Annotated in this window: 20 protein-coding genes and 1 pseudogene; 9 read left to right on the top strand and 12 right to left on the bottom strand. The window is 57.7% G+C overall.

Features of this window, described 5'->3' with window-relative positions; translation table 11 throughout:
• Position 1: 1 nt before the first annotated feature.
• Genes IM303_RS16415 through IM303_RS16400 form a run of 4 tightly spaced genes read right to left on the bottom strand, consistent with a single transcriptional unit; the run spans position 2 to position 3,651 of the window.
• A complete protein-coding gene (locus IM303_RS16415; RefSeq protein ID WP_048998696.1) occupies positions 2-1,240 on the bottom strand; it encodes a DotU family type VI secretion system protein in 1,239 nt (412 codons plus the stop codon).
• A 17-nt stretch (positions 1,241-1,257) separates the two neighbouring features.
• On the bottom strand, positions 1,258-2,601 hold the full coding sequence (gene tssK / locus IM303_RS16410; RefSeq protein WP_041909533.1) for a type VI secretion system baseplate subunit TssK: 1,344 nt from the start codon (positions 2,599-2,601) through the stop codon (positions 1,258-1,260).
• Between the two features lie 28 nt (positions 2,602-2,629).
• A complete protein-coding gene (gene tssJ / locus IM303_RS16405) occupies positions 2,630-3,133 on the bottom strand; it encodes a type VI secretion system lipoprotein TssJ (protein WP_028013495.1) in 504 nt (167 codons plus the stop codon).
• Positions 3,134-3,156: 23 nt separating this feature from the next.
• Positions 3,157-3,651, bottom strand: coding sequence for a hypothetical protein (locus IM303_RS16400; protein ID WP_048998694.1), 495 nt, complete (start codon positions 3,649-3,651; stop codon positions 3,157-3,159).
• Positions 3,652-4,629: 978 nt separating this feature from the next.
• On the opposite strand from IM303_RS16400, the gene IM303_RS16395 reads away from it, so the two are divergent.
• Both IM303_RS16395 and IM303_RS16390 read left to right on the top strand, forming a co-directional pair.
• The gene (locus tag IM303_RS16395; protein WP_048998693.1) at positions 4,630-6,918 is read left to right on the top strand and encodes an FdhF/YdeP family oxidoreductase; all 2,289 of its coding nucleotides are present in this window, start codon (positions 4,630-4,632) and stop codon (positions 6,916-6,918) included.
• Between the two features lie 23 nt (positions 6,919-6,941).
• Entirely contained in the window at positions 6,942-7,838 is an 897-nt protein-coding gene (locus tag IM303_RS16390; protein WP_048998692.1) for a LysR family transcriptional regulator, read from the top strand.
• On the opposite strand, the gene IM303_RS16385 is transcribed toward IM303_RS16390, so the two are convergent.
• A complete protein-coding gene (locus IM303_RS16385) occupies positions 7,817-8,575 on the bottom strand; it encodes a phosphate/phosphite/phosphonate ABC transporter substrate-binding protein (RefSeq protein ID WP_049138804.1) in 759 nt (252 codons plus the stop codon). The genes IM303_RS16390 and IM303_RS16385 overlap by 22 nt on opposite strands.
• A complete protein-coding gene (locus IM303_RS16380) occupies positions 8,568-9,539 on the bottom strand; it encodes a fatty acid desaturase (protein ID WP_048998688.1) in 972 nt (323 codons plus the stop codon). The genes IM303_RS16385 and IM303_RS16380 overlap by 8 nt, the downstream gene beginning before the upstream one ends.
• Positions 9,540-9,687: 148 nt before the next feature.
• Between IM303_RS16380 and IM303_RS16375 the strand changes: the two genes are divergently transcribed.
• Complete coding sequence (locus IM303_RS16375) at positions 9,688-10,668, top strand: GlxA family transcriptional regulator (RefSeq protein ID WP_048998687.1); 981 nt, start codon at positions 9,688-9,690, stop codon at positions 10,666-10,668.
• A gap of 78 nt (positions 10,669-10,746) precedes the next feature.
• The gene (gene gap, locus IM303_RS16370) at positions 10,747-11,757 is read left to right on the top strand and encodes a type I glyceraldehyde-3-phosphate dehydrogenase (RefSeq protein ID WP_048998685.1); all 1,011 of its coding nucleotides are present in this window, start codon (positions 10,747-10,749) and stop codon (positions 11,755-11,757) included.
• Between the two features lie 40 nt (positions 11,758-11,797).
• Here the strand turns inward: gap and IM303_RS16365 are convergent, their stop codons facing one another.
• On the bottom strand, positions 11,798-12,985 hold the full coding sequence (locus IM303_RS16365; protein ID WP_045260284.1) for an MFS transporter: 1,188 nt from the start codon (positions 12,983-12,985) through the stop codon (positions 11,798-11,800).
• 115 nt (positions 12,986-13,100) lie between these two features.
• Between IM303_RS16365 and IM303_RS16360 the strand changes: the two genes are divergently transcribed.
• Entirely contained in the window at positions 13,101-14,057 is a 957-nt protein-coding gene (locus IM303_RS16360; protein ID WP_028013503.1) for an AraC family transcriptional regulator, read from the top strand.
• A 14-nt stretch (positions 14,058-14,071) separates the two neighbouring features.
• Here IM303_RS16360 and IM303_RS16355 read toward each other — a convergent pair.
• Positions 14,072-14,764 (bottom strand): annotated as a pseudogene (locus IM303_RS16355) (carbohydrate porin).
• Between the two features lie 280 nt (positions 14,765-15,044).
• On the opposite strand from IM303_RS16355, the gene IM303_RS16350 reads away from it, so the two are divergent.
• Positions 15,045-16,730, top strand: coding sequence for an alpha,alpha-trehalase (locus IM303_RS16350; protein WP_193052214.1), 1,686 nt, complete (start codon positions 15,045-15,047; stop codon positions 16,728-16,730).
• Positions 16,731-16,790: 60 nt separating this feature from the next.
• On the opposite strand, the gene IM303_RS16345 is transcribed toward IM303_RS16350, so the two are convergent.
• A complete protein-coding gene (locus IM303_RS16345) occupies positions 16,791-18,893 on the bottom strand; it encodes a TonB-dependent siderophore receptor (protein ID WP_193360087.1) in 2,103 nt (700 codons plus the stop codon).
• A gap of 112 nt (positions 18,894-19,005) precedes the next feature.
• Positions 19,006-19,260: a GlsB/YeaQ/YmgE family stress response membrane protein gene (locus IM303_RS16340; RefSeq protein WP_028013508.1), complete on the bottom strand. Its 255-nt coding sequence runs from the start codon at positions 19,258-19,260 to the stop codon at positions 19,006-19,008.
• 207 nt (positions 19,261-19,467) lie between these two features.
• On the opposite strand from IM303_RS16340, the gene IM303_RS16335 reads away from it, so the two are divergent.
• The gene (locus tag IM303_RS16335; RefSeq protein WP_193360086.1) at positions 19,468-20,199 is read left to right on the top strand and encodes a flagellar brake protein; all 732 of its coding nucleotides are present in this window, start codon (positions 19,468-19,470) and stop codon (positions 20,197-20,199) included.
• Positions 20,200-20,235: 36 nt separating this feature from the next.
• Here the strand turns inward: IM303_RS16335 and emtA are convergent, their stop codons facing one another.
• Entirely contained in the window at positions 20,236-20,847 is a 612-nt protein-coding gene (gene emtA / locus IM303_RS16330) for a membrane-bound lytic murein transglycosylase EmtA (protein WP_028013510.1), read from the bottom strand.
• A gap of 106 nt (positions 20,848-20,953) precedes the next feature.
• On the opposite strand from emtA, the gene ldcA reads away from it, so the two are divergent.
• Positions 20,954-21,868 (top strand): muramoyltetrapeptide carboxypeptidase, encoded by a 915-nt coding sequence (gene ldcA / locus IM303_RS16325; RefSeq protein ID WP_193360085.1) that lies wholly within the window; start codon positions 20,954-20,956, stop codon positions 21,866-21,868.
• Positions 21,869-21,956: 88 nt separating this feature from the next.
• Complete coding sequence (locus IM303_RS16320; RefSeq protein ID WP_041909504.1) at positions 21,957-23,690, top strand: potassium/proton antiporter; 1,734 nt, start codon at positions 21,957-21,959, stop codon at positions 23,688-23,690.
• Positions 23,691-23,736: 46 nt separating this feature from the next.
• Here the strand turns inward: IM303_RS16320 and dadX are convergent, their stop codons facing one another.
• Positions 23,737-24,807, bottom strand: a complete 1,071-nt coding sequence (gene dadX / locus IM303_RS16315) for a catabolic alanine racemase DadX (protein ID WP_028013513.1) — start codon at positions 24,805-24,807, stop codon at positions 23,737-23,739.
• Positions 24,808-24,810: the final 3 nt, after the last annotated feature.

The following is a 24,810-nucleotide window of genomic DNA, read 5'->3' as shown; positions in this document are numbered from 1 at the left end:
CTTAGTTTCCTTGCGGCAATCCGTTCAGCTCGGCCTGGGTGTTTTCAGGCGACACCAGCAGAGTAATTTCCACACGGCGGTTACGGGCGCGGTTTTCCGGCGTCGTGTTCGGCGCCACCGGGTTAATCTCGCCCCGCCCTTCCGCCTTCACGCGGCCAGGCTGAGAGAGGCTTCCCTGCAGCATTTTCTGTACGGAGCGCGCGCGTTCCAGTGAGAGCTCGTAGTTAGAGGCAAAGCGCGCGCTGCGGATCGGCACGTTATCGCTGTAGCCCACCACCAGAATTTTGCCGCTGACGTTGTTCATCGCCTGCGCAATGCGGTTGATGACCGGTTGATAGCGGTCGCGCACGACGGTCGAGGCGGAGGCAAACAGCCCGTCGCCCTTCAGGATCACGACGCTGCGATCTGCCTGGTCTTTTACCGCCACCAGGCCCGCCTCAATTTCAGGCTTCAGGAAGCCGCGCAGGTTAAGCACCGCGGGCAGCTGACGCGCCGGCTGCTGGATGGTGGTTTCCGGCAGCTGGGACTGATAAATCTTCGCCAGCACCGGGTTGGTGTTGTCGCCAAGGCGCCAGTTAAGCACGATATAAAACAGGCAGGCGATAAACCCGGCCAGCGCCACGCAGGCCCACAGGGGAACCATCGGCCGCCAGAGCTTGCGCAGCACCGGACGATCTTCCGGATGGGGAGAAAGCGGCGGCGGATAGCTGCCGCGCACGCCGCGGATCATCTGCCACAGCCGCTGCTTGATGGTTTCAAGCTGGGTGCGGCCATTGTCCAGCACCCGATAGCGCCCCTCGAAGCCGAGCAGCAGGCAGTAGTTGATCATCTCCAGCAGCAGGATATGCTCGCGCGGGTTCTGCGACAGGCGCGCCAGCAGCTGGAAGAACTTTTCGCCGCCCCAGGTTTCGTTATGGAACGTCACCAGCAGGCCATTGCTGGACCAGACGCCGCTGCTGCCCCAGGGAGTCAGCGCGGCGGCCTCGTCCAGCGCCGTGCACAGGCAGTAGCGCGCCCCGACGATCACTTCGTAGGGCAGCCCCGCCTGCTGGCAGCGGACTTCAAAACGGCGAATCTCATCGATCAGGCGCTGGCGTAACGCCACCTGATCGTCATGTGATACCGAATGACGGATCTGCGGAATCGCGTTGAGCAGCGGATTGGCGGCCGCCACCAGCTGATTGTTGCTACTGGCTCCGGTAAACGCGGCATCACTGCCGCTATCCTGTCGTTCCTGCATATTAAGCGCTCGCTTTATTATTCTGTCGGGCTACGGATGGCCCAAAACTCCATATCCAGCCCCGGGAACTCCCCTGCAAGGTGCAGGGCGAATGCGCCGGACTTATCCATCTCGTGCCACAGCTCGCTGCCCTTCTCCAGCTCAAAGTAGCTGTAGCCGGCATGCCACGGGATCTGCGGCGGCGCGACCGGCATGGCGCGCAGCATAATGCCCGGCAGCTGCAGCTGAACCAGATCGCGAATTTTCGAGACCGGGGCAATTTTCATCTGCGCCGGGAAGTGGGTTTGCAGGTGTTCGCCCGGCACGTTGGCTTTCACCGCCAGCACGAAGCCAAATTCGCGCACCATGCTGGTTTCAGGAACGGTGGCGATGTTCAGGCCATGCGAGCGCTCGTTAAGCGGCAGCTGAATGGCGTGGTCTTCCATCACCAGCGACAGCCCCTGGCGCAGCATCAGCATCAGCTTGCTGAAGCAGTTCGCCAGATCGTCGTGATCGTAGATCGGCAGCACGCTCTCGGTGGTGCGCTGCGACGTCCAGGTCGTGAGCTCGGTGGCAAACGGCAGCCAGCTGCGCCAGAGCGTTTCCGGGTGCAGCAGCGGCAGCGTTTTTAAATGTGAAACCTCGCCCAGATGACGGTTCACGAGCGAAAGCAGCGTAAATTCAATCAGTTCAGAGGTGTTAAAGCGGCCAGGCTGACGCAGGCGGCCGCCAATCTGCTGGCTGCGCTGCACCAGCAAACCGTGCAGATCGTTGATCATGCTGTAGATCTGCGGGCTGTTATTGGCGTTCAGCATCGGCGGGATGTAGCTGTTATCCAGCCGCACGTGGTTGTCGTTGCGTTTTTCAGTCACAAACGCCACGCCGATGGATGTCCATTCTGCCGTGAGGTCTTTTTCCAGCATCAGCGTCAGGCGCAGGCGGCCAAACTGGACGGTGGCATCACCCACCGACATGGCGTTATCGTCCTCCACCTCCTGCTCAAACGCGACGAAGCGGGCCAGTGAGGCAGGCTCTTCGCTGAAAATCACCTCTTCCCGCTCGCCACGACGAACCGGCAGCGCGAGCACCACCTTTTCGTTGGTGAGATTGTCAGGAATTTTTAGCGGCGCGGGACCATTGCGTCCGTTGCGGACCTGGAAAAAGGTGCCGTCCGGCAGTAACCCGCTGCAGTAGCTCAGGGCAATGCAGCCCTGGCGAAGCATCGCTTCGTCCAGTTCTACGTCGAGAAAGCCCCAGAGATAGGAACGCTGCAGCGCACCCCACTCACGAACATGGTTGAGCAGATAACTTTCAGTCCGCTGAAAATGGTGTGGACGCAGGAACATGCCTTCGGTCCAGACGACCTTTTCTGCTTTGGTCATGATGATGTGTTTCCTGTTGTGAAGCGCGTTACTGGCTGATGACCCGAATGCCGTTTACGTCGAGAAAAACGTTGGCCTGGAGTTCATCCGCGGACCATTTCCAGAACTGGTAGATATGATTTTCGCCTGGCACAGGCAGCGGGAGTGAAACGCGCCATTTTTTACCGTCCAGCTTCTGATATTCCGCCATCACGCCGATATAACGCGCCTCAGGATCGCTCTGACCGCTGAGGGTTTTGGACAGCTGTCCCGGCATCAGGAAGAAAACGTCGCTGTTCAGCAGATTCGCGCCAAGCGTTGCTGACGCGTTGTTCTGCAGGGAATAGAAGTCGCTGGACATAAAATCCGCATCGGATTTCAACAACAGCACCCGGACTTTAAGTGGCGCAGAATCATTGATTTGTGGATGAGCCTGAAACTGCAGATTGTAGCGGGAAGGGTCGCTGTGTGAAGACGACGTACAACCACTGACAAGGGCGAAAATCGCCGCGTAAAAGACTAACCACAGCCTATGAAACTTTTTATTATTCATAAAAATACGCCCACGAAAGCCGTTTAGTTCAGGATCCAGGTACCGTTAGCGCTGTCTTTGCAGGCTTTGCTGTTGCCATCCACATCGACGCAGGTCGCTTTTTTACGCACCTTAGGACGAATGGCCTGTTTGCGGACGGTGGCTTCGTACTGGTCGGCTTTGATAACGGCACGCATCGGGACGTAGCCAATCAGCTGGTCGTTCCCCTCATCGGCGAGCGCCATCCAGTAGTGTTCAACCTGCCCCAGCACTACATAGGTTTTTCCGGTTTCCAGCGTACGGATAACCGTTCCGCCAAAATCAGGACGGCTCATCAGGGAGGCCGGGTACATGGCACGATAAGGCTCGTTGAGCTGGGCGAATTCCGTTGGCGGCACCACGGCGTGACGGTGGGTCAGGGTGACACCGTTGACCTGGCTGGTCACGATCGTGTCGTCGGTGATTGCCGGTTTCTGTGGCGCTTTACAGCCCGCCACCGCCATTACAAACAGAAGTGAAAACAGTACGCGCATTTTCATATGCTTTTCCGTAGCGATATTTTGATGATGGAGATAAGGGGATGAAATTTGACTTAGGTGCTATTGTTAAAATAGTCAGGATAATTTCGGGGCGTTACTAATTTAAAGGCATAGCTACCGCACGAGCCCTTCAGAATAAGGCCCAGCGTCTTCCTGACATATTTTGACAAACGGTAAACAAGTTTACATGAGCTTTGCTTCAATTCAATATTTACCGCAGCGTAAGTGGTGGTAATTGAAGCAGCCAAAACATTATAGGAATAATCTGATAAAAAAACCCGACATGGCCTGGATCTACTTATTTCAACACCAGCTAATGATATAACACACTGTAATTAAAGCACAAAATTCAAAAGAGAACGGATTTCATTAACGCAATAATGCTATTATCGCCACTACCATAATTAGTAGAAATGTCGTTTTGGTGATATCAGAAGAAGATATCGACGATGAATTATTTGTTGCACTAACAGGGTATGTTTAATATTGCCGCATCACCTGACGACACCATCACTATTTAACTTATTGACTGCGCCTTTAATTTCACGACTCAAAATAACTTATATTTCATGTTGTGATAATAACCCTGTAAGTGATTATACATTTCCATTAATCATTAAGCCTGAGTAAACCTTCTCGTCACTATTTCGAATACCGACGTGGCTACAACGCGTGTCATCCGCCATGTTTCCACTTTTGAGCGGCCGTCTCTTTCATTCGAAATTTTACCTGCGCTACATGCTTTCCCTCTCGACGCTATCTATCCTGCCTACCGGATGATAGATACAATTTATTATCAAAATGATAAAATTTCGTTATAATTTCTTTAAATAGTTGCATGCCAACATTTTTAACTCATTGTTATAAAGATAATTACAGGCAAGAGCCGTAACTCGACCGCGTGGATTTCCATCTCCGCCAGTCATTGCATTTGCTTATTACCCAGCCGTTGCGTGACCAAACACGTCAGGAGTCAGTATGAACACGAAAAGACGCTCAGTTCCCGGTATCAGACACTACGATGGTCCTGCCGGCGGCTGGGGCGCGTTGAAGGCGACGGCCATTGCAGTACGTACCCAAATGGATACCCTGGACGCTCCCGCGACGCTGCTGCGTACCAACCAGCCGGACGGTTTTGACTGCCCCGGCTGCGCGTGGCCCGATAAAGAGCACAAGTCGACATTCCAGTTCTGCGAGAACGGCGCGAAAGCGGTAACCTGGGAAGCGACCAGTAAGCGCGTGACGCCCGATTTTCTGGCGGAAAATAGCGTCTCCTCGCTACTGGCTAAATCAGACTTTGAGCTGGAAGGTTATGGTCGTCTGACGCATCCCCTGCGCTATGATCGGGCCAGCGATACCTTCCGGCCCGTCGACTGGGACGAGGCGTTTCAACGCATCGGGGAAATATTGCGCGGGCTCGAACCGGACCAGGTCGAGTTCTATACTTCCGGGCGCGCCTCTAACGAAGCGGCGTATCTGTTCCAGCTGTTCGCCCGCGAGTACGGCACCAATAATTTCCCGGACTGCTCGAATATGTGTCACGAGGCCACCAGCGTCGGCTTGCCGCGCTCCATCGGAATTGGGAAAGGCACCGTCTCGCTGGACGATTTCGACAAGACTGAGCTGGTGATCTCCATCGGTCACAACCCCGGCACCAACCATCCGCGAATGATGGGTACCCTGCACGAGCTGGCGCGTCGCAATGTGCCGATTATCGTTTTCAATCCGCTGCGCGAGCGCGCCCTCGAACGTTTTGCCGACCCGCAAAGCGTGATTGAAATGGCAACCTATAGCTCTACGGACATCGCCTCAACCTACTTCCAGGTGAAGGCCGGGGGCGATGCCGCCGCGCTGAAAGGCATTGCTAAACACCTTCTGGAGATGGAGGCCGAACGCGGTGACGTGCTTGACCGCGCGTTTATTGCAGAACACACCCGGGGTATTGAAGATTTTGCCGCCGATATCGCGCAGACCCGCTGGGACGACATTGAGCGCGAGTCGGGGCTCAGCCAGACGGCGCTCAAAAAGGTGGCCGAGGCCTATGCCAAATCAAACGCCACCATCATTACTTACGGAATGGGGATTACCCAGCACAATAAAGGCACGGCGAACGTCCGCCTGATTGCTGACCTGCTGCTTCTGCGCGGGAATATCGGCAAGCCAGGCGCGGGGATCTGCCCCCTGCGCGGCCACTCTAACGTTCAGGGGAACCGGACCGTCGGGATTAGCGAGAAGCCTGCCCCGGCCTTCCTGAACCGCCTGAAAGAGGTGTTTGGCTTTGAGCCCCCTTCCCGTCACGGACACGATGCGGTGCAGGCGACGCAGGCCATGATCGACGGTCGCGCAAAAGCGCTCATTTGCCTCGGCGGTAACTTTGCCGTCGCGATGCCCGACCACGAGAACGGTTTCCCGGCGATGGGTAACCTGGATCTGAGCGTGCACGTCGGGACCAAGCTGAACCGTACCCATCTGCTGGTGGGCAAAGAGACCTTTATTTTCCCGTGCCTCGGCCGCACGGAGCTGGATATGCAGGCCACCGGCCGTCAGTCCATCACCGTCGAAGACTCTATGTCGATGGTGCATGCTTCCTCCGGCAAGCTGAAACCCGCCTCGCCGTTGCTCCGTTCGGAGCCTGCCATAGTCGCTGGCCTCGCAAAGGCTACCCTGCCGGAAACACGCGTGGACTGGCTGACGCTGGTCGAGGATTACGACCGCATCCGCGATTTGATCGAGCAGACCATTCCGGGCTTTGAGAACTACAATGCGCGGATCCGTGTTCCCGGCGGCTTCCGCATGCCGCTGCCTCCGACACAGCGTATCTGGCCGACCGCAACGGGCAAAGCGATGTTCTCGGTTTTCGACGGCGTACAGGAAAACGCTAGCGGTGAAGGCGAGCATGTGCTGCGCCTGATCACGCTGCGCAGCCACGATCAGTACAACACCACCATTTACGCCCTGGACGATCGCTACCGTGGCGTATTTGGCCGCCGCGACGTGCTGTTTATGAACGAAGAAGATATGGCGCAGTCAGGGCTGGAACACGGCGATCGCGTGGATATCGAAACCGCCCTCCCCGGCAGCGCGCAGCGTCTGGAAGATATTACGGTGGTGGCGTACAACATCGCCCCGGGCTCCGTCGGCGCGTATTACCCGGAGGCCAACGTGCTGGTGCCGCTCGATTATCTTGATAAGGACAGCGGTACGCCGTCGTATAAATCGGTTCCGGTTCGCATTACCCTGCGCTCGAAAGAGATCCGCATGCTGTAAGGCTTTACGCGCAGAGAAGAGTGATGGACATAAAACAGTTAAAATATTTACTCGCGCTCGACGAGACCCGCCACTTTGGTAAAGCGGCATTGCGGTGCAACATCACCCAGCCGACCCTCTCCATGCGCATCCGCAGCCTGGAAGAGGAGCTGGGGCTGGTGCTGATCGTGCGCGGGCAGCGCTTTGAAGGGTTTACGCCGGAGGGAGAGCGCATCCTCGCATGGGCGCGCGCGCTTCTTGCCGCGCACGACGGATTGCAGGCGGAAGCCGCGCTGTGCAAAGGCCAGGTGGTGGGTGAATTACGTCTGGGGATGGTGCCGCTGGCGAGCGTGGATCCGATGATCTTTATCCGCCTGCTTACGCAAAAGTACCCGGAGCTGACCTACAGCCTCTATTCTATGTCTTCGGCGCAGATTGCCGACGGCGTCAGCCGCAATCAGCTTGAGCTGGGGATTTGCTACCTGAACAGCATCGACACCAGCCTGTTTGACATTATTCAGCTTCCTAAAACGAAGATGGGGCTGCTCCACGACACCCGTCATTTCCAGCTTACCCCGGAGACGCTGACCTGGCACGACCTGACGGATTTTCCGCTGGGGTTCCTGACCAAAGGGATGCACTACCGGGCGCATATGGAGGCCAGCTTTAAAGCTGCTGGCATCGAACCGACGGCCGTTTTTGAGAGCGACTCCACGTTCCAGATCATTCAGGCAGTTCAGAGCGGCGTATGCTGCGCCGTGATGCCGCTGAATAACGGGCTGGAAGCCCTGAACGGCACTTTCAGGATTGTCCCCATCGCCGACGCGAACATTGAGGCTCCCATCGGCCTGATTATGCGCAGGCAGAAACCCGTCTCTTCGCTGGCGCTGCGCTGTTTTACCGACGCGCAGGCGATTTATCATGCGGGCAAGGAGGCGTAAGCCTGGCGCGTCACCACGCTGAAACCGCCGATCAGCACCGCGGCGCAGACCTCCCGGTATTCCGGCGCACTCACCAGCTCGCGCAGCGCATCGCGAATGGCGCTGAGCGTTTCGGGGGACGTGCGTCGCGACGTGATTAATGGCAGCCCTGGCGTCAGCGGCGTTCGATCGAACGCCGCCAGCCCCGCAAGCCGTTCCGGCTCATGACGCTCCAGCAGCGCCCAGGTCACGCAGTCGATGGCGGCGATATCGCTCTTCCCGCGCTGCACGTCAATCAGCGACTGACGGTGGCTGCCGCTGAAGGACGTTTGTGAGAAAAATGGCCCGTCAACAATCAGGGGTGCCACCTTTTTCCGCAGCGCGTTATAGCCGGACTGCGAGTCTTCCGAATTACAAACCGCCCGACGTCCGCGAAAATCCGCCAGCGTGAGATGCCTTTCCTCCGCGCGCGCTACCAGAAAACTGCGGTACTGGCTCCCTTCGCAGCCCGCGGCGGTGTAGTGAAAACAGCCCACCACCTGTACCTCCGGTAGCTGCGTCACCAGCGGGTAGCCGCATGTCTGGCTGAGGATAAGCTCAGGCTGTTGCCAGTGGGCCAGCAGGTCAGACTCCGGCCAGCCGGGAGCACCACCGACGGGCACGCCACGCGCGGCCAGCAGATGCTGCACCGCCAGCCAGAGCGCGCGGGTATCGCCGCGATCCACGGCGTACATGGGAAACGCCAGCAGGTTACTCATACCTCTCCTCCTGTTGTTTTCCGGGATGGACGGTGACCTCCACTGGCCGGGTCCAGAACTGGCGTAGCCATTCACCGTAGCCCCGGACCACAAAGCCGTGGTTACGCAGCCGGTACGCCTCCCGGTTTTGCCGGTAGATCGTCGGCAACCCGTACCAGGGAACGCCCGGTAAATCGTGGTGAATAGAATGGTAGTTGAGATTCAAAAACAGCACCCGCCAGACTAGCCCGGCCTCGTTAATGACCGAGCGCGCGAGCGGATCGTCCGCCGCCCGATGTTCGTAGAACGAGCGGACCTTGGTCAGCGCCAGCGCCGGATAGCTCACCGCCAGCACAAACCAGACGGGTGAAAAGCCGTGATGCACCATCCACGCGAAAAGTGCCCCCAGCAGCAGAGCATGAACCAGCCACATCGCCATCGCCCGCAGGTGAAAATCACGAAACGCCGCCCCGGCGCTGCCCAGCGTCTGGACGATATCCAGCAGCGGCGCCAGCAGAAGCCGCCCGGCAAAGGTATTCCGGGCCCGGATCAGGCACTTCTGCCACGGGGAAAAGCGCGCCCAGCTCGCCTCGGTAAAATAATACGACTCCGGGTCATCCGCCGGAAAGGTCAGGCTATCGTGACGGTGATGGGCCAGATGGGAATCCCGGTACAGGCCGTACGGATACCAGACCGCCAGCGGGAGCGTGCCGAACAGCTGGTTAAGCCAGGCAAAACGGGTGGGATGCCCGTGGATCAGCTCGTGCTGCAGTGACATGTACCAGGCGGTAAACCAGATAAGCAGCAGCGTGGCGGGAAGCAGGCCGAGCGTTTGCCAGAATGTTAGGGTGGAAAACCAGCCGGTATAGATAATGACGATCAGCAGCCACGTAGGGAGTTCACTTCGCCACAGAACCCCAGATGCAAGTCGGTGGATATGATTGCGCTGCTGCGGATGTAAATAGAGGGAGCTTCGTTTACTCATTCCTTCAGACGCCGTTTCGCCAGAGACAATGCTCTGACGATCGGGGATAACGCCTGAAATGACAAAGAACTTAAATCGCTTTGCTTTGCCGGAAACGCAGGGTCACGCCCGGCTTGACTTATTCTGTGGTAAATGTACTTTTCAGGACATGAAGAAAATATTAATTATCGTACCTGACGGCGGCATGCTGTTTGAGGCCGCCGGTATCGCCGACATTCTGATGCAGGCCAACCGGCTGCATCCGGAAGGGCTTACCCAGCCCCGCTACCGTATCATCATTGCCACCACGCAGCCCCACCAGGTGATCCACGGCCAGTCTGGCCTGAACCTGCTGGCGGACTATCGCCTGCCGGAGCTGGATCCGCGCGAACCGCTGGACACCATTATCATCACCGGACGCGGGATCAACGAGCAGGAGAGCACGGCGGTGGTGGACTGGCTGCACCTCGCTGCCCCGCACGCCCGGCGAGTCGCCTCCATTTGCGGGGGCGCGATGCTGCTTGCCCAGACCGGCTTGCTGGACGGCCGCCGCGCAACCACCCACTGGCGGCTGCTGGAGACGATGCAAGCCCAGTACCCGGCTATCCACGTCGAAGGCGGCCCGCTGTATATTCAGGATGGCCCCATCTGGACCTCCGGCGGCGTGAGTTCCGGGTTCGATCTGACCCTGGCGCTGGTGGAAGACGACTACGGATTTACCCTCGCCCGCGACGTGGCGCAGGATATGGTGATGTATCTGCGTCGCCCCGGCGGACAGCTGCAGTTCAGCCGCTATAGCCTGCAGCAGTCTGGCGCATCGGGGCCTATCAGCGAACTGCAAACCTGGATCCTGCAGAACCTCACCGCCGACCTGTGCGTGGAAAATTTGGCCGAAATGGTGGCGATGAGCCCGCGCAATTTCACCCGGGTTTTTACCCGCGACGCGGGCGTCTCGCCTGCCCGTTACGTGACGGAAGCGCGCCTGGCCGCCGCCCGACAGCTGCTTGAGCAGACCCATGATCCCCTTGAGCGGGTTGCCGAACAAAGCGGGTTTGGCACCAGCATTAACCTGCGCCGCGTGTTTGAGAAACAGCTCCACCTCACGCCAGGCGAGTACCGCCAGCGCTTCCACTGCCGCAAGATGGCGTAATCTGATCCTTTTTTGTCGTTTACGCCAACCGGCCCCGCGCCTACAGTGACTCCAGACAACAGAGATAAGGAGTGCACCATGGTTAAGGTCGGTATTAACGGTTTCGGCCGTATCGGACGTAATTTCCTACGCGCGGCGCTGGGTAACCCGGATCTTCAGATTGTGGCCATTAACGATCTGACGGACAGTAAAACCCTCGCCCACCTGCTGAAACATGATTCCCTTCTGGGCAAACTGCCCGCGCCCGTTGAAGCGGCTGACGGCGCGCTGCAGGTGGACGGTCAGCGGATTGTGGTGTTTAGCGAACGCGATCCGGCAAATATTCCGTGGCGCGATGCTGGTGTTGACGTGGTAATTGAGGCCACCGGCTTCTTTACCGATCGGGAAAAAGCGGCGGTGCACGTCACGCAGGGTGGCGCAAAGCGCGTCATCATCTCCGCGCCCGGCAAAAATGACGATCTGACGGTTGTGATGGGAGTGAACCACGATCGCTACGACCCGGCTCAGCACGTGGTCGTCAGTAACGGGAGCTGTACCACTAACGGTCTGGCGCCGGCGGCTCAGGTGCTGCATCAGCAGTTCGGGATCGAGCATGGTCTGATGAACACGACGCACGCCTACACCAACAGCCAGGCGCTGCACGACCAGCCGGAAAAAGATCTGCGCGGCGCACGCGCGGCGGCGCTGTCGATTGTGCCTTACTCCAGCGGCGCGGCGAAAGCGCTGGGCAAAGTGATCCCCTCCCTGGACGGCAAGCTGACCGGGTACTCCCTGCGCGTGCCGGTGCCGGTGGTGTCGATTGTGGATTTAACGGTAACGCTCAGCCGTAGCGTAACCGCCGAAGAGGTGAATGAGGCGTTCCGCAACGCGGCCGCCAGCGGGCCTCTGAAAGGGATCCTGGGCTATAGCGATGAACCGCTGGTCTCCAGCGACTACCAGGGCGACCCGCGCTCCTCCATTATCGACGGGCTTTCCACGCTGGTGATTGGCGGGAACATGGTGAAGATCCTGGCGTGGTATGACAACGAGTGGGGCTTCTCTAACCGCCTGGTGGATCTGGCGGTGCTAATGGATAAGAAAGGGCTGTAAGCCTGGAGCCGGGTGGCGCGAACGCTCACCCGGCAAAAAATCATTCCGCTTTCACTTTCACGCCCATCAACACAATCACCATCGCCGTCACCAGCAGGAACCCGCTTCCGGCGAATACGCCGCTGGCACCGTTAAGGTCAAATACCGCCCCGCCCCCGGCCGCACCGGCGCTTATCGCCAGCTGGATTGAGGCCACCAGCAGCCCCCCTGCACTTTCGGCTTCATCCGGAACGGTGGTGGCAAGCCAGGTTGACCAGCCCACCGGAACCAGACCAAACGCAAAGCCCCACAGCGCCACCAGGAAACCGTCCAGCATTGCCAGATGGCCAAACGCCACCATCGTCAGCGCCAGTATGCCCATGGCGAACGGCACCAGCGCCAGCGTCAGGCGCAGATTACGTGCCAGCAGATGTCCGGCAACGGAAGTACCGACAAAGTTCGCCAGCCCAAAGCCCAGCAGGATCAGTGAAATGGTCTCAACGTTCGCCTGCCCCACCGTTTCCAGGAACGGGCGCAGGTAGGTAAAGAAGGCGAAATGGCCGCTGAAGATCAGAATAGTGGCCAGCATGCCGCCGATCATGCCCGGTCGACGCAGCACGCGGAACAGCGTGCTGAGGCTACCGCTGCTCTCGGGCTTCATGGACGGCAGCACCCAGATCTGCCACAGCAGCGCCAGTACGCTCGGCAGTATGCAGAGCACAAAGACGTTGCGCCAGCCGATCAGGCTACCCAGATAACTCCCTAGCGGGGCAGCAACCACGGTGGCAATCGACACGCTGGAGAAAATCACCGCCAGCGCCTTCGGTACTTTATCCGTCGGAACCAGGCGCATCGTGGTGGCCGTCGACATCGCCCAGAAGCCACCGATGGCGACCCCTAACAGCAGGCGCCCCATCAGCAGGACGTGCAGCGTAGGCGCAAAGGCTACCAGCAGGCTGGAGATGATTTGCAGCACGGAGAAAAACATCAGTACCCAGCGACGGTCGATACTTTTGGTCGCCGGCGTAATCAGAAGCCCGGTGACCAGTGCCACCAGCGCGGTGGCGGTGACGGCCTGCCCGGCCATGCCCTCGCTGACGCCCAGACTCGCGGCCATCGGCGTCAGCAAACTGGCTGGCAGGAACTCAGCCGTTATCAACCCAAACACGCCCAGCCCCAGTGAATAGACGGCCCGCCAGGCGGGTCTGGCTGGCGCCACGGCCTCTCTCGCCACGACACATGAATTCATCTGTTGTTCTCCCGTTATAAAAATGTGACAACTGTCGCAAAAGCATAGAGGGTTCACCGTGGACGATCTATGACATATAATCTCCACTTATTGATTATTCGTCCGGAGTTGCGCCATGACCGTTCAGTCCCCCGATTTGATCAGCGAACTCTTACGCGGCATGCGCCTGTCGGGTGTGAAATACCGACGGATTGAAGCCAGCGCGCCGTTTGGCGTGGCGTTCCACCAGGCGCCCGGTAAGGCGCAGTTCCATTTTGTGAGCCACGGTAGCGCCCTGCTGCGTATGGAGAGCGGTGCGACCTTCGAACTGAGCGGCGGCGACGCGCTGTTTATTCCTGGCGGGAATGCCCACGCCCTGCTCTCTGACGCGCAGGCAGCCATTACCCCGGTGAACGCTTTTCCGAGCGAACCTATCTGCGGCTCGGTGTGCGCCATTACCTGCGAGCCTTGTCCGGAGAGCGAGAACACCATCATCTTTAGCGGGTGTATGGATTTTGAGCTCGGCGGGATGCAGCCGCTGATCAAAGCAATGCCGGAAGTGATGATGGTCAGCCGGCTGATGTCCACCTGGCCGGAAATTCATCCGCTACTGGCGGCGATGGAGCGAGAATCCATGACCCGTCAGGCCGGGTTCGCCGGGATCCTTGCCCGGCTGGCTGATGTGGTGGCGGCGTTAATTGTGCGCGGCTGGGTTGAGGGCGGCTGCGGTAAAGCTACCGGCTGGGTGCAGGTTTTACGCGACCCGCGCCTGAGCCGGGCCATTTACGCCATGCACCAGCAGCCTGGCCTGAACTGGAGCGTGGCGGATCTGGCGAAAGAAGCGGGCACCTCACGCTCCGTGTTTGCCGAACGGTTTCTGGCCGCGACGGGGACGACCCCGGCAAAGTATCTCAGCGAACTGAGAATGCGGCTGGCGATTCAGTACATTCGTCACGAAAATCAGCCGATTGAAACGGTCGCCTTGCGGCTGGGTTACGGATCGCTGGCGGCCTTTAGCCGGGCCTTTAAGCGCATCATTGGCCATGCGCCGGGCACGCTGCGGGAAGCCGGCCAGGCCCCGGAAGAGGTCTGACCGGCAGGCTGGCATCAGAAAGAGTATTTAAAGCGCACGCGGCCACCGTAGCGATCGTCGTTTTTCTTATCGCCCGCTTTCGGGGAAGCGTTGACCCAGGACGCATACGCGCCCAGATAGATATTGAAGATTTTCATCTTCATGACGTTCGGGATCAGATCGTATGGATGGTATGAATATCGTACTCGCCCTTCGCGTCCAGGTAAGCGGTGTTGAGGTTCATGACCACGCCGTTCTCCGGATCGGTTTTAAGCCCGTCCCAGGTCATAGTAAACCCGTAGCCGTCGCTGTAGAGATCGTCCGACTTTAATTTCCCCGTCGTTCACAGAACCGAAGAAGAATACCGCATCATCGAGATACATTTTCCCGCCGAGAGGCTGAACGGAAAATCCGGCAAAATTGCCGTTATCCATTTTTCGATAACCATCAAAACCTCATAAATTACGCCCGTTAATATCCCAGCGTTATTTATATCCCGGCGCCCGGTCGCTATTAGTGCTTTGATTAATGGGGGTCAGACTGCCTGTTTTACTGGCGGCATCCATATTAAACTCCACGTCACCATAAAATTTAATATCGCCAAACCCTGAAAGCGTCAGCTTTGGCGGTTCGGCTTTGCTCACCGGCTCTTCGGACTGCATAACAACGGCGGGTGGTGCCTGCGCGGCGGCCGCCTGCTGCTGTCTAAGCGCCGGAATAAAATGCACTTATCAGTATTACCGTTTTTTTAATTTCATAAAATTCATCCTGATTATAAAAGTGGATACGCAAATAGGGAGCATCGCCATTTCGACTACATAGCCTTTTGGGTTCTATTATTTTTTTTGTTGCACAACAAATCCTTCCGGACAGGGCGTGCGAAGCGGTAAATTGTCTGGTTCTGCGCAAAATGGGATATTCAACACGCGAAGCGGGCAATATTCGTCTAAGGTTTTCAGGTGATTGATAACAGCGGTCACGCTGCTCAGGAATACAGGAGACGAACCGATGATAAGACCTCGTACTTTACGCCCTGCTCTTTTGCACCTCGCGCTGGGAGGCGCGCTGCTTGGTGTGGCAACGATGAGTTATGCTGAAGAACAACCAGCCTACCAGAAAAATTCACCCGATATTTTGCTTGGCCCTCTGTTTAACGACGTGCAGAGTGCCAAACTGTTTCCCGATCAGAAAACCTTTGCCGATGCCGTTCCCAAAAGCGACCCGCTGATGATTCTGGCGGATTACCGGATGCAGCACACCCAGACAAGCTTTGACCTGCGCCACTTTGTGGAGATGAACTTCACGCTGCCTGCGGAAGGTGAAAAATATGTGCCGCCTGCGGGACAAAGCTTACGTGAGCACATTGACGACCTCTGGCCTGTGCTGACGCGCACCACGGATAAAGCCAGTAACAAATGGGATTCCCTGCTGCCGTTACCGAAACCTTACGTTGTGCCCGGCGGGCGCTTCCGCGAGGTCTACTACTGGGATAGCTATTTCACCATGCTGGGCCTGGCGGAGAGCGGCCACTGGGACAAAATCAGCGATATGGTGGATAACTTTGCGTATGAGATTGATACCTTCGGCCATATCCCCAACGGCAACCGCAGCTACTACCTGAGCCGCTCCCAGCCGCCGTTCTTCTCACTGATGGTTGAGCTGCTGGCGACGCATGACAAAGACGCGCTGAAAAAATACCGTCCACAAATGGAGAAAGAGTACACCTACTGGATGGAGGGTGTAGAAAGCCTTCAGCCAGGGCAGGCTAACCAGCGCGTGGTGAAGCTCGATGACGGTTCCGTACTCAACCGCTACTGGGACGATCGCGATACCCCGCGCCCGGAGTCCTGGCTTGACGATATCACCACGGCGAAGAGCAACCCTAACCGGCCTGCGACGGAAATCTACCGCGATTTGCGCTCCGCAGCGGCCTCGGGGTGGGACTTTAGCTCCCGCTGGATGGACGACCCGCAAAAGCTCGGCACCATCCGCACCACCAGCATTGTGCCCGTCGATCTGAACGCCCTGATGTTTAAAATGGAAAAACTGCTCGCGCGAGCAGGCCAGGAGGCGGGCGACAGCGCGGCGGCGAGTAAATACGAGGCATTAGCCACCGCGCGTCAAAAAGCCATTGAGCGCCACCTGTGGAACGATAAAGAGGGCTGGTACGCCGATTACGATCTCAAGAGTAAGAAGGTGCGCAACCAGCTCACGGCGGCGGCCCTCTTCCCGCTCTACGTGAAGGCGGCGGCACAGGATCGCGCCGATAAAGTGGCCGCGGCCACCTCCGCGCGCCTGTTGAAGCCGGGCGGTATTACCACGACCACAATCAACAGCGGCCAGCAGTGGGATGCGCCAAACGGCTGGGCACCGCTGCAGTGGGTGGCAACGGAAGGGTTGCAGAACTATGGGCAGGATAAGGTTGCAATGGACGTGACCTGGCGCTTCCTGAAGAACGTTCAGCACACTTATGATCGCGAGAAGAAGCTGGTGGAGAAGTATGATGTCTCTTCTACCGGTACCGGCGGTGGCGGCGGTGAATATCCGCTCCAGGATGGGTTCGGCTGGAGTAACGGCGTGACGCTGAAAATGCTGGATCTGGTTTGTCCGAAAGAGAAACCGTGCGACAGCGTGCCGGAAAATCAGCCTGCGGCGAACGATGAGGCTGCGCCGGTGAAAGCTGCGGCGCAGTAAGGGAGTATTGCCGGGTGATGGCTACGCCTTACCCGGCCTTCATTTTGAACTCACAGGGATTTAGAAGCTGTAACTCGCCCCTAGCTGATACGTCCTGTCACGCCCAATCCAGCAGTTAGTCGCATCGTAGCAGGTCAGCGTCTCTTTATTGGTGATGTTCTGCATACTTGCCTTAAGCATCAGCCCCGCCAGCGAAGGCAGAATTTCGCCCATCCGGTACGACGCCGCCAGATCGTACTGCGTGGTGCCCCCCAGCTTACCCGCATCGTTAGACGGTGAAATCTCCATCGGCCCGGTATAGCGCGCCCCGGCGCCCAGCATCAGCCCCTTCAGCGGCGTGCTCTCGAAGGTGTAGTCCCCCCACAGGTTGAACGCATTTTCCGGCACCTGAGTAGGACGCTTGCCCTGGTATTTATCATCTTCGGTATTAATTACGTGGGTGTAGGCATAGTTGGCAATCAGCGTCAGGTTGTCCGTCGGGCGGCTGATGGCGGAGAGCTCCGCGCCTTTGGATTCCACTTCACCAGTCTGACGGTAGTTCAGGAAGCCCGGGTCGGAGGTGACGACGTTTTTCTGCCGGATGTTAAACACCGAGGCGGTAAACGTCGTGGCGTACTCTGCCAGCAGATATTTTACCCCGCCTTCAACCTGCTTGCTGGTGGTTGGCTTGACGTCTTTCGCCGTGAGCGTCCCCTGCGGCGAGACCGGTGCAAAACCTTCTGAATAGCTGATAAACGGCGAAATACCGTTATCGAAGGCGTAAAGCGCCCCCAGGCGTTTGGTAACGCGATCCTGCGATACCCAGGCCTTATCGCCGTTTTGCAGGTAATCGGTGGTGACGGAGCGGTAATCGTCGTAGCGCAGGCTGCCCAACAGACTTAAGCCGCCAAATTCCACCTGATCCTGCAGGTAGTACCCGTTCTGCTGGTAGCTGAGACGGTTTTTCTGGGCGGTGTAGAGTCCCAGCGCGCTTTCGTGGATTTGCGAATAGTCCGGATTACGCATATCCATGCCCGGCGTAGTCGACGCGTAGCGGTAGTGGAAATGGGAGTTCAGCCTCTGATAGTCAAACCCGGCCAGCAGATGGTGTTTCCATTCGCCCAGCGCAACGGTTTTAGTCACCTGGTTGTCGATGTTGAAGCTCTTAAGATCTTCATCGGTGGTATAGGCAAAGCGGTTAAGCTGATAGACCTCACTTCCCGTTCCCGTCGCGTAGACGCTGTTCTGGTGGGTATCGACGTCGAAATAGCGCGCTTTCTGATTAAAGCCCCAGCCGCTGTCAAACTCGTGTTCGAAGCTGTAGCCCAGCATCCACTGCCGCTGCTTAAACCCGCTCCACTCATCTCCGGCGTAATCCTGGCGATCGGCATATTTGGACCGCAGATAAGCGAGCGGCAGCGGGTTAGACGGCGTCAGGCTCGGGGAGTTTTGCGCCAGCGCATCCAGGGTGAGGCGGGTTTTACCGTCGGGTTGCCATGTAACGGACGGGGCGACCAGATAATTTTCATAGCGGCTGGTGTGCGGCTGATCGTCATTCTCCGTCGCCTTACCCAGCAGGCGGTAATTCCAGTCGCTGTCGGCAATTTGTCCGGTCGAATCGAGGTAGCCTTCTTTCAGATTACGGTTCCCGGTGTTAAAACCGACCTCGGTTCGGGCTTCCCGCTGCGGCATTTTGCTTTGAATATTTACCAGCCCGCCCGGCGAACCGCCGCCGTAAAGCACCGATGAAGGCCCTTTCAGAATATCGACGCTCTCTATTAACAGCGGATCGATGCGCGCCTTGGTGTTACCGGTGACGTTATAGGGTAGCTGCAGTCCGTTGTAAAACTCCTGATCGACGGTAAAGCCACGAATTTTGTATTCGCTCATATAGGAGGTATTCCCCCGCACCTCGGTTGAGACGCCTGGGGCATAGCGCAGGATTTCATTCACGGAGTTCGCGTGACGCTTTTCGATCTCCGGCGCAGAGAGCGTGTTGATAACCTGCGGCGTTTTACTTTCGGCAACGGCCGATTTGGTGGCGCTGTTGGTCCAGGCCGGCAGCGCGCTGCCCTGCTCTGAGCCCGTGACGACAATGGTTGATTCTTCGGCGAAAGCCTGGACCTGCAATGCCAGCGTGACGGCACCCGCCAGGGTGCATAACGTAAAACGTGAGGAGTTCATAATGTCGTCTTGTTATTACATGCAATACGGAACGACAATTATTATCATTTAGATTAGCAAATCAATATAGCGGCAAAAAAAACGGCCCTCCGCAGAGAGCCGTTCTGTCATTTTATGCTCGTCGCAGTAATCTGAATATGCCCAGCACGACAATGGCTCCCACGACAGCGACCAGGAAACTGTGCATGTCGAAACCACTGATGTCACCACCAAAACCAAACATCGTCGCCAGCCAGCCGCCTACAACCGCACCAACGACCCCGAGTACGCAGGTCAAAATAAAGCCGCCGCCATCGTTTCCCGGCATGATCAGTTTTGCGATAGCGCCGGCAATAAGGCCAAAGATAATCCAGGCGATGATACCCATAGCAATGCCCTCTTGCAGATTAAACGCATGTACAGAAAACCTTCTGCACAGCTAACTTAAGTATAGGTCATCACCGGAAAACCAGTTTCGTCTCACCGACTTATCCTGCGGACAACGGTAAAAAAATCTCACCGGTTTGTATTAAGTTTGAGGGTGGATTGCCGATAACACTAAGACAGTCTGTCATCAATCAAGGAGCCATCCGGCGTGAGTCATTACAGTGAGCAGTTCCTCAAGCAAAATCCGCTGGCTGTATTAGGGGTATTACGCGACCTGCAAAAAGGCGAAGTGCCGCTGCGCATCAGCTGGTCGAATAATCAATTTATCAGCAAGATCCTTGACGTCTCGCAGGAGAGGCTGGTTATTGACCTGGGCAGCCTGGAGTATGAAAACCGCGCGGCGCTGAAAGCAGAGAATATCGTGGTCATGGCCGAAACCCATGGGGCCAAAGTGGAATTTGTCCTGCCGCATCTGGAATTGAGCGAATACCAGGGACTTCCGGCTTTTGTTACCCTCCTTCCAGGCAATCTCTGGTTTGTCCAGCGCCGTGAATATTTCCGCATCAGCGCCCCGCTTCATCCTGCCTATTTTTGTAAGGCTAAAATGCCGGACAAAAAAGAGATCCGCTTCCGTCTCTTTGACCTGTCGCTGGGCGGAATGGGCGCGCTGATGGATACCCCGAAGCCGGAGGGTCTGGTAGAAGGCATGCGGTTCACGCAAATAGAACTGGATATGGCGGGCTGGGGCCGCTTTTATTTCGATGCACAGCTGATTGCCATCAGCGAGCGCACGGTGGTGGACAGCAAAAATGAAACGATTACCACGCCGCGTCTGAGCTTCCGTTTTCTGAACGTCGGGCCCGGCGCGGAGCGCGAGCTGCAGCGCATTATCTATTCGCTGGAACGGGAAGCACGGGAACGTGCGAATAAGGTTCTGTAGGAAAAGTCGGGCAGCGAGCGCCGCCCGTTTGCGGCCTTACATGGCATCCATCGCTTTCTGTACTTTCCAGATATAGCGAGGCGCCTGCGGTGCCGGATGATTTTTCGCCACATGCTCGACGAACTCATCTTTGTCCATGTCGTTGATCTCCTCAATCGCCTCTTTGCGGTCAGAGGAGAAGGTTCTGAGCAGCGCCCCGGCGCCATTCACGTACGAGACCACCAGCGCGTATTGCATCACTTCCGGATCCTCAATGCCCTTCAGCACGCCGTGTTCCAGAATGCTCAGGTAAGCGGTCCCCATAGAAATGTTGCGTTCCGGGTTCTTCAGCTCGCTGGTCGACGGCTGGCCGCTCCAGCCCATATAGCGGTAGACCTCTCTCCCCGCCGTAGAGGCTTTCAGCTGCATCAGCCCCACCGCGTTGGATTTGCTGACAAGCGTAGGATTGCCACCGGACTCCACCGCAATAATGGCGGTGATCAGCCGCGGGCTGACGCCCCATGCCTTCCCGGCTTTTTCACTGATCGGCATCCACTGCATGGCCCGTTTCACCGGCACTTCCGGGTTCCAGGGCGGGTTTTGATAATCATGTTTTGAACTACAGCCAGCCAGCAAAACAATCAAAAAAGCAAACCATCTCAATTTCACGTCATCTATCCTTATAGCCGGTCATCGCGGTGCGCCGCCCTTGAAGCAGGCGACGTATACGCGGCATGATATAGACAATTAGTTTCTCATTCAGCAAGGAATTGCCATGTCTCAGTTTCATCTCATCGCGCCATCGGGCTACTGTATTAACCAGGACGCGGCGCAGCGGGGCGTTCAGCGCTTACTGGAATCCGGCCATCAGGTAGAAAATCAGACAATTATCTCCCGCCGCCAGCAGCGTTTTGCCGGAACAGAAGCGCAGAGGCTAAATGATATCAATAGCCTGGTGAACCTGAAGGGCGAAAACCGAATAGTCCTTACGGTGCGCGGCGGCTATGGTGCGAGCAGGCTGCTTGAGAGCATTGACTGGCAGGGCCTGGCACAGCGCCAGCAGCAGGATCCGCTGCTGATATGCGGCCACAGCGATTTCACCGCCATCCAGCTTGGTCTTCTGGCGCTGCATAACGTCATCACGTTTAGCGGCCCGATGCTGGCCGGTAACTTCGGCGCGCCGGAACTGGACGCGTTCACAATGGAGCATTTCTGGCGCGCGCTGCGCAATCCCACCTACAGCGTTGAATGGCAAGGCAATGGACCGCACTGGGAATGTGAGGGCCAGCTCTGGGGCGGTAACCTGGCGATGCTGGTCTCGCTCATCGGCACGCCGTGGATGCCGCAAATCAAGGACGGCATTCTGGTGCTGGAGGATATTAACGAACATCCGTTCCGCGTCGAGCGCATGTTATTGCAGCTTTATCATGCCGGTATTCTCGATCGCCAGTCCGCGATCGTGCTGGGCAGCTTCAGCGGCTCTGCCCCGAATGACTATGATGCGGGCTACTCCCTGGAAACGATGGTCGATTTCATACGCTCGAGGCTGGATATTCCGGTTATCACCGGTCTGGATTTCGGCCATGAGCAGCAGACCGTTACCCTTGCGCTGGGCGCGCAGGCGACGCTTACACATGATGTTTCGGGCAGTCGGTTAACGATCGGTGGTCATCCGGTCATAAAAGCATAAAAAACCCCCTTAATAAAACGCTGTTGCCGTTGTTAATATGTTAGGGTTTTAGTAACAGCGTTAACATTGAGGTGGGAGAAAGAGAACATTGGATGCCGCAGCGATAATCAGCCTTTTCATTTTGGGTTCTGTACTTGTAACCAGCAGTATTTTATTAAGTTCATTTTCATCGCGTCTTGGCATACCCATTCTTGTTATTTTCCTGGCCATCGGCATGCTGGCCGGCGTTGACGGCATCGGCGGTATCCCCTTCGATAACTATCCCTTCGCCTACATGGTGAGTAACCTCGCGCTGGCGGTGATCCTGCTCGACGGCGGGATGCGCACTCAGGCGAGCTCCTTCCGCGTGGCCTTAGGGCCTGCGCTGTCGCTGGCGACCGTCGGCGTGTTGATCACCTCCGGCCTCACCGGGATGATGGCCGCCTGGCTTTTCAATCTCAATCTCATGGAAGGCTTGCTGATTGGCGCAATCGTTGGCTCTACCGATGCGGCGGCGGTCTTTTCCCTGCTTGGGGGTAAAGGGCTTAACGAACGTGTTGGCTCAACGCTTGAGATTGAATCCGGCAGTAACGATCCGATGGCGGTGTTCCTGACCATCACGCTGATAGAGATGATCCAGCAGCACGAGACGGGCCTGAGCTGGATGTTTGCCCTGCATATTCTGCAGCAGTTCGGGCTGGGGATTGTCATCGGCCTGGCGGGGGGATACCTGTTACAGCAGACGATCAACCGCATTTCTCTGCCCTCGGGACTTTACCCTCTGCTGGCGCTGAGCGGCGGCATTCTCATTTTTGCCGTCACCACCGCGCTGGACGGCAGCGGTATTCTCGCCGTCTACCTCTGCGGGTTCCTGATGGGCAACCGCCCTATTCGCAACCGTCATGCTATTTTGCAGAACTTTGACGGCCTGGCGTGGCTGGCGCAAATCGGCATGTTCCTGGTGCTGGGCCTGCTGGTGACCCCGTCGGACCTGCTGCCGATCGCCGTTCCGGCGCTGCTGCTGTCGGCGTGGATGATCTTTTTCGCCCGTCCGCTTTCCGTATTTGCAGGCCTGCTGCCGTTTCGCGGTTTTAACCTGCGCGAGCGCGTCTTTATCAGCTGGGTCGGCCTGCGCGGCGCGGTGCCGATTATCCTTGCGGTGTTCCCGATGATGGCCGGTCTCGACAACGCGCGGCTGTTCTTCAACGTGGCGTTCTTCGTAGTGCTGATTTCCCTGCTGTTCCAGGGCACGTCGCTCGGGTGGGCGGCGAAAAAGGCCAAAGTGGTGGTGCCGCCCGTAGGCTGGCCGGTCTCCCGCGTGGGGCTGGATATTCACCCGGAAAACCCGTGGGAGCAGTTCGTCTATCAGCTGAGCGCCGATAAATGGTGCGTGGGGGCCTCGCTGCGCGATTTGCACATGCCGACAGAAACGCGCATTGCTGCCCTGTTCCGCGATAATGTCCTGCTGCACCCGACTGGCAGCACCCGCCTGCGCGAAGGGGATATTCTGTGCGTCATTGGCCGCGAGCGCGACCTGCCCGCGCTGGGCAAGCTGTTCAGCCAGTCGCCTCCCGTGGCGCTGGACCAGCGTTTCTTCGGCGATTTTATTCTGGAAGCCAGCGCCAAATTTGCGGATGTGGCGCTCATTTATGGCCTGGATGAAGGTGCAGAAGACGGTGATAACCCGCAAACGCTGGGCGAAATCATTCAGCAGCGGCTTGGCGCTGCGCCGGTTGTGGGTGACCAGGTGGAGTTTGCCGGGATGATCTGGACGGTGGCAGAAAAAGAAGATAACGCGGTGCGGAAGGTCGGTTTGAGGCCGATGGAAGAGGACGCGGAGTAGTTTTTTTACCGGGTGGCGGCTTCGCGTCACCCGGCAAAGATACAAGTTACACCGTCACAACCGGCACTCTTGGTGCCAGGGCGCACATCAGTTCATACCCTACCGTTCCCGCCGCGGCCGCCACGTCATCAATTTTGATTTCGTTGCCCCACAGCTCGACCGGTGAACCGATGCCCGCCTGCGGGCATGGCGTCAGGTCAACGGCCAGCATATCCATTGATACGGTGCCTACCGTGCCCGTGCGCACCCCATCCACCCAGACCGGCGTGCCGGTCGGCGCGATACGCGGATAGCCGTCGGCATAACCGCCCGCGACGATGCCAATCCGCTGCTCGCCCTTCGCCCGGAAGCGGCTGCCGTAGCCTACCGTGTCGCCCGCCTTCAGCGTCTGCACGCCGATGATCTCGCTGCGCAGGGTCATGACCGGCCTCAGGCCGCTGTTGGCAATATCCTGCCACTGGCCTGAGGGTGATGCACCGTACAGAACGATCCCCGGACGCACCCAGTTATAGTGGGCTTCAGGATGCCAAAGCGTCGCCGCCGAGTTCGACAGGGAGCGCGGACAATCGAGCCCTTCAGCCGCCTGCTCAATGCGGACCATAGCATCAGCAATGCCGTCCGGTTTTTCCGCATCGGCAAAGTGCGCCATCAGCGTCATTTCGCCGACGTTTTTCAGGCCACGCAGCTGCTGCCAGACCGTATGCACCCGCTCGGGCTGGAAGCCCAGGCGGTTCATGCCGCTGTTCACCTTGAGATAAATATCCAGCGGAGCGTGGAGCTTCGCATCCTGAATGGCTTTAATCTGCCAGTTGCTGTGAACGCTGGTGGTCAGGCGATACTTATCCAGCAGCGGCAGATCGTCCGCGTGGAAGAACCCCTCCAGCAGCAGAATAGGCCCTTTCCAGCCGCGCTCGCGCAGCAGGATTGCCTCTTCCAGATTGAGTAACGCAAAACCGTCGGTCGCGCCGAGCGCGCTCCATATACGGTCAATACCGTGGCCGTAGGCGTTTGCCTTGACGACTGACCAGACGCGCGAACCAGGTGCTGCCCGGCGAACAATTTGCAGGTTTTCCTTCAGGGCCTGCAGATCCAGCTGAGCCAGAACAGGACGGGACATGAC

The sequence above is a fragment of the Enterobacter cloacae complex sp. P38RS genome (genome assembly GCF_014930775.1).
Taxonomy (GTDB): domain Bacteria; phylum Pseudomonadota; class Gammaproteobacteria; order Enterobacterales; family Enterobacteriaceae; genus Enterobacter; species Enterobacter bugandensis.
This window is presented reverse-complemented; position numbering and strand designations above follow the sequence as displayed.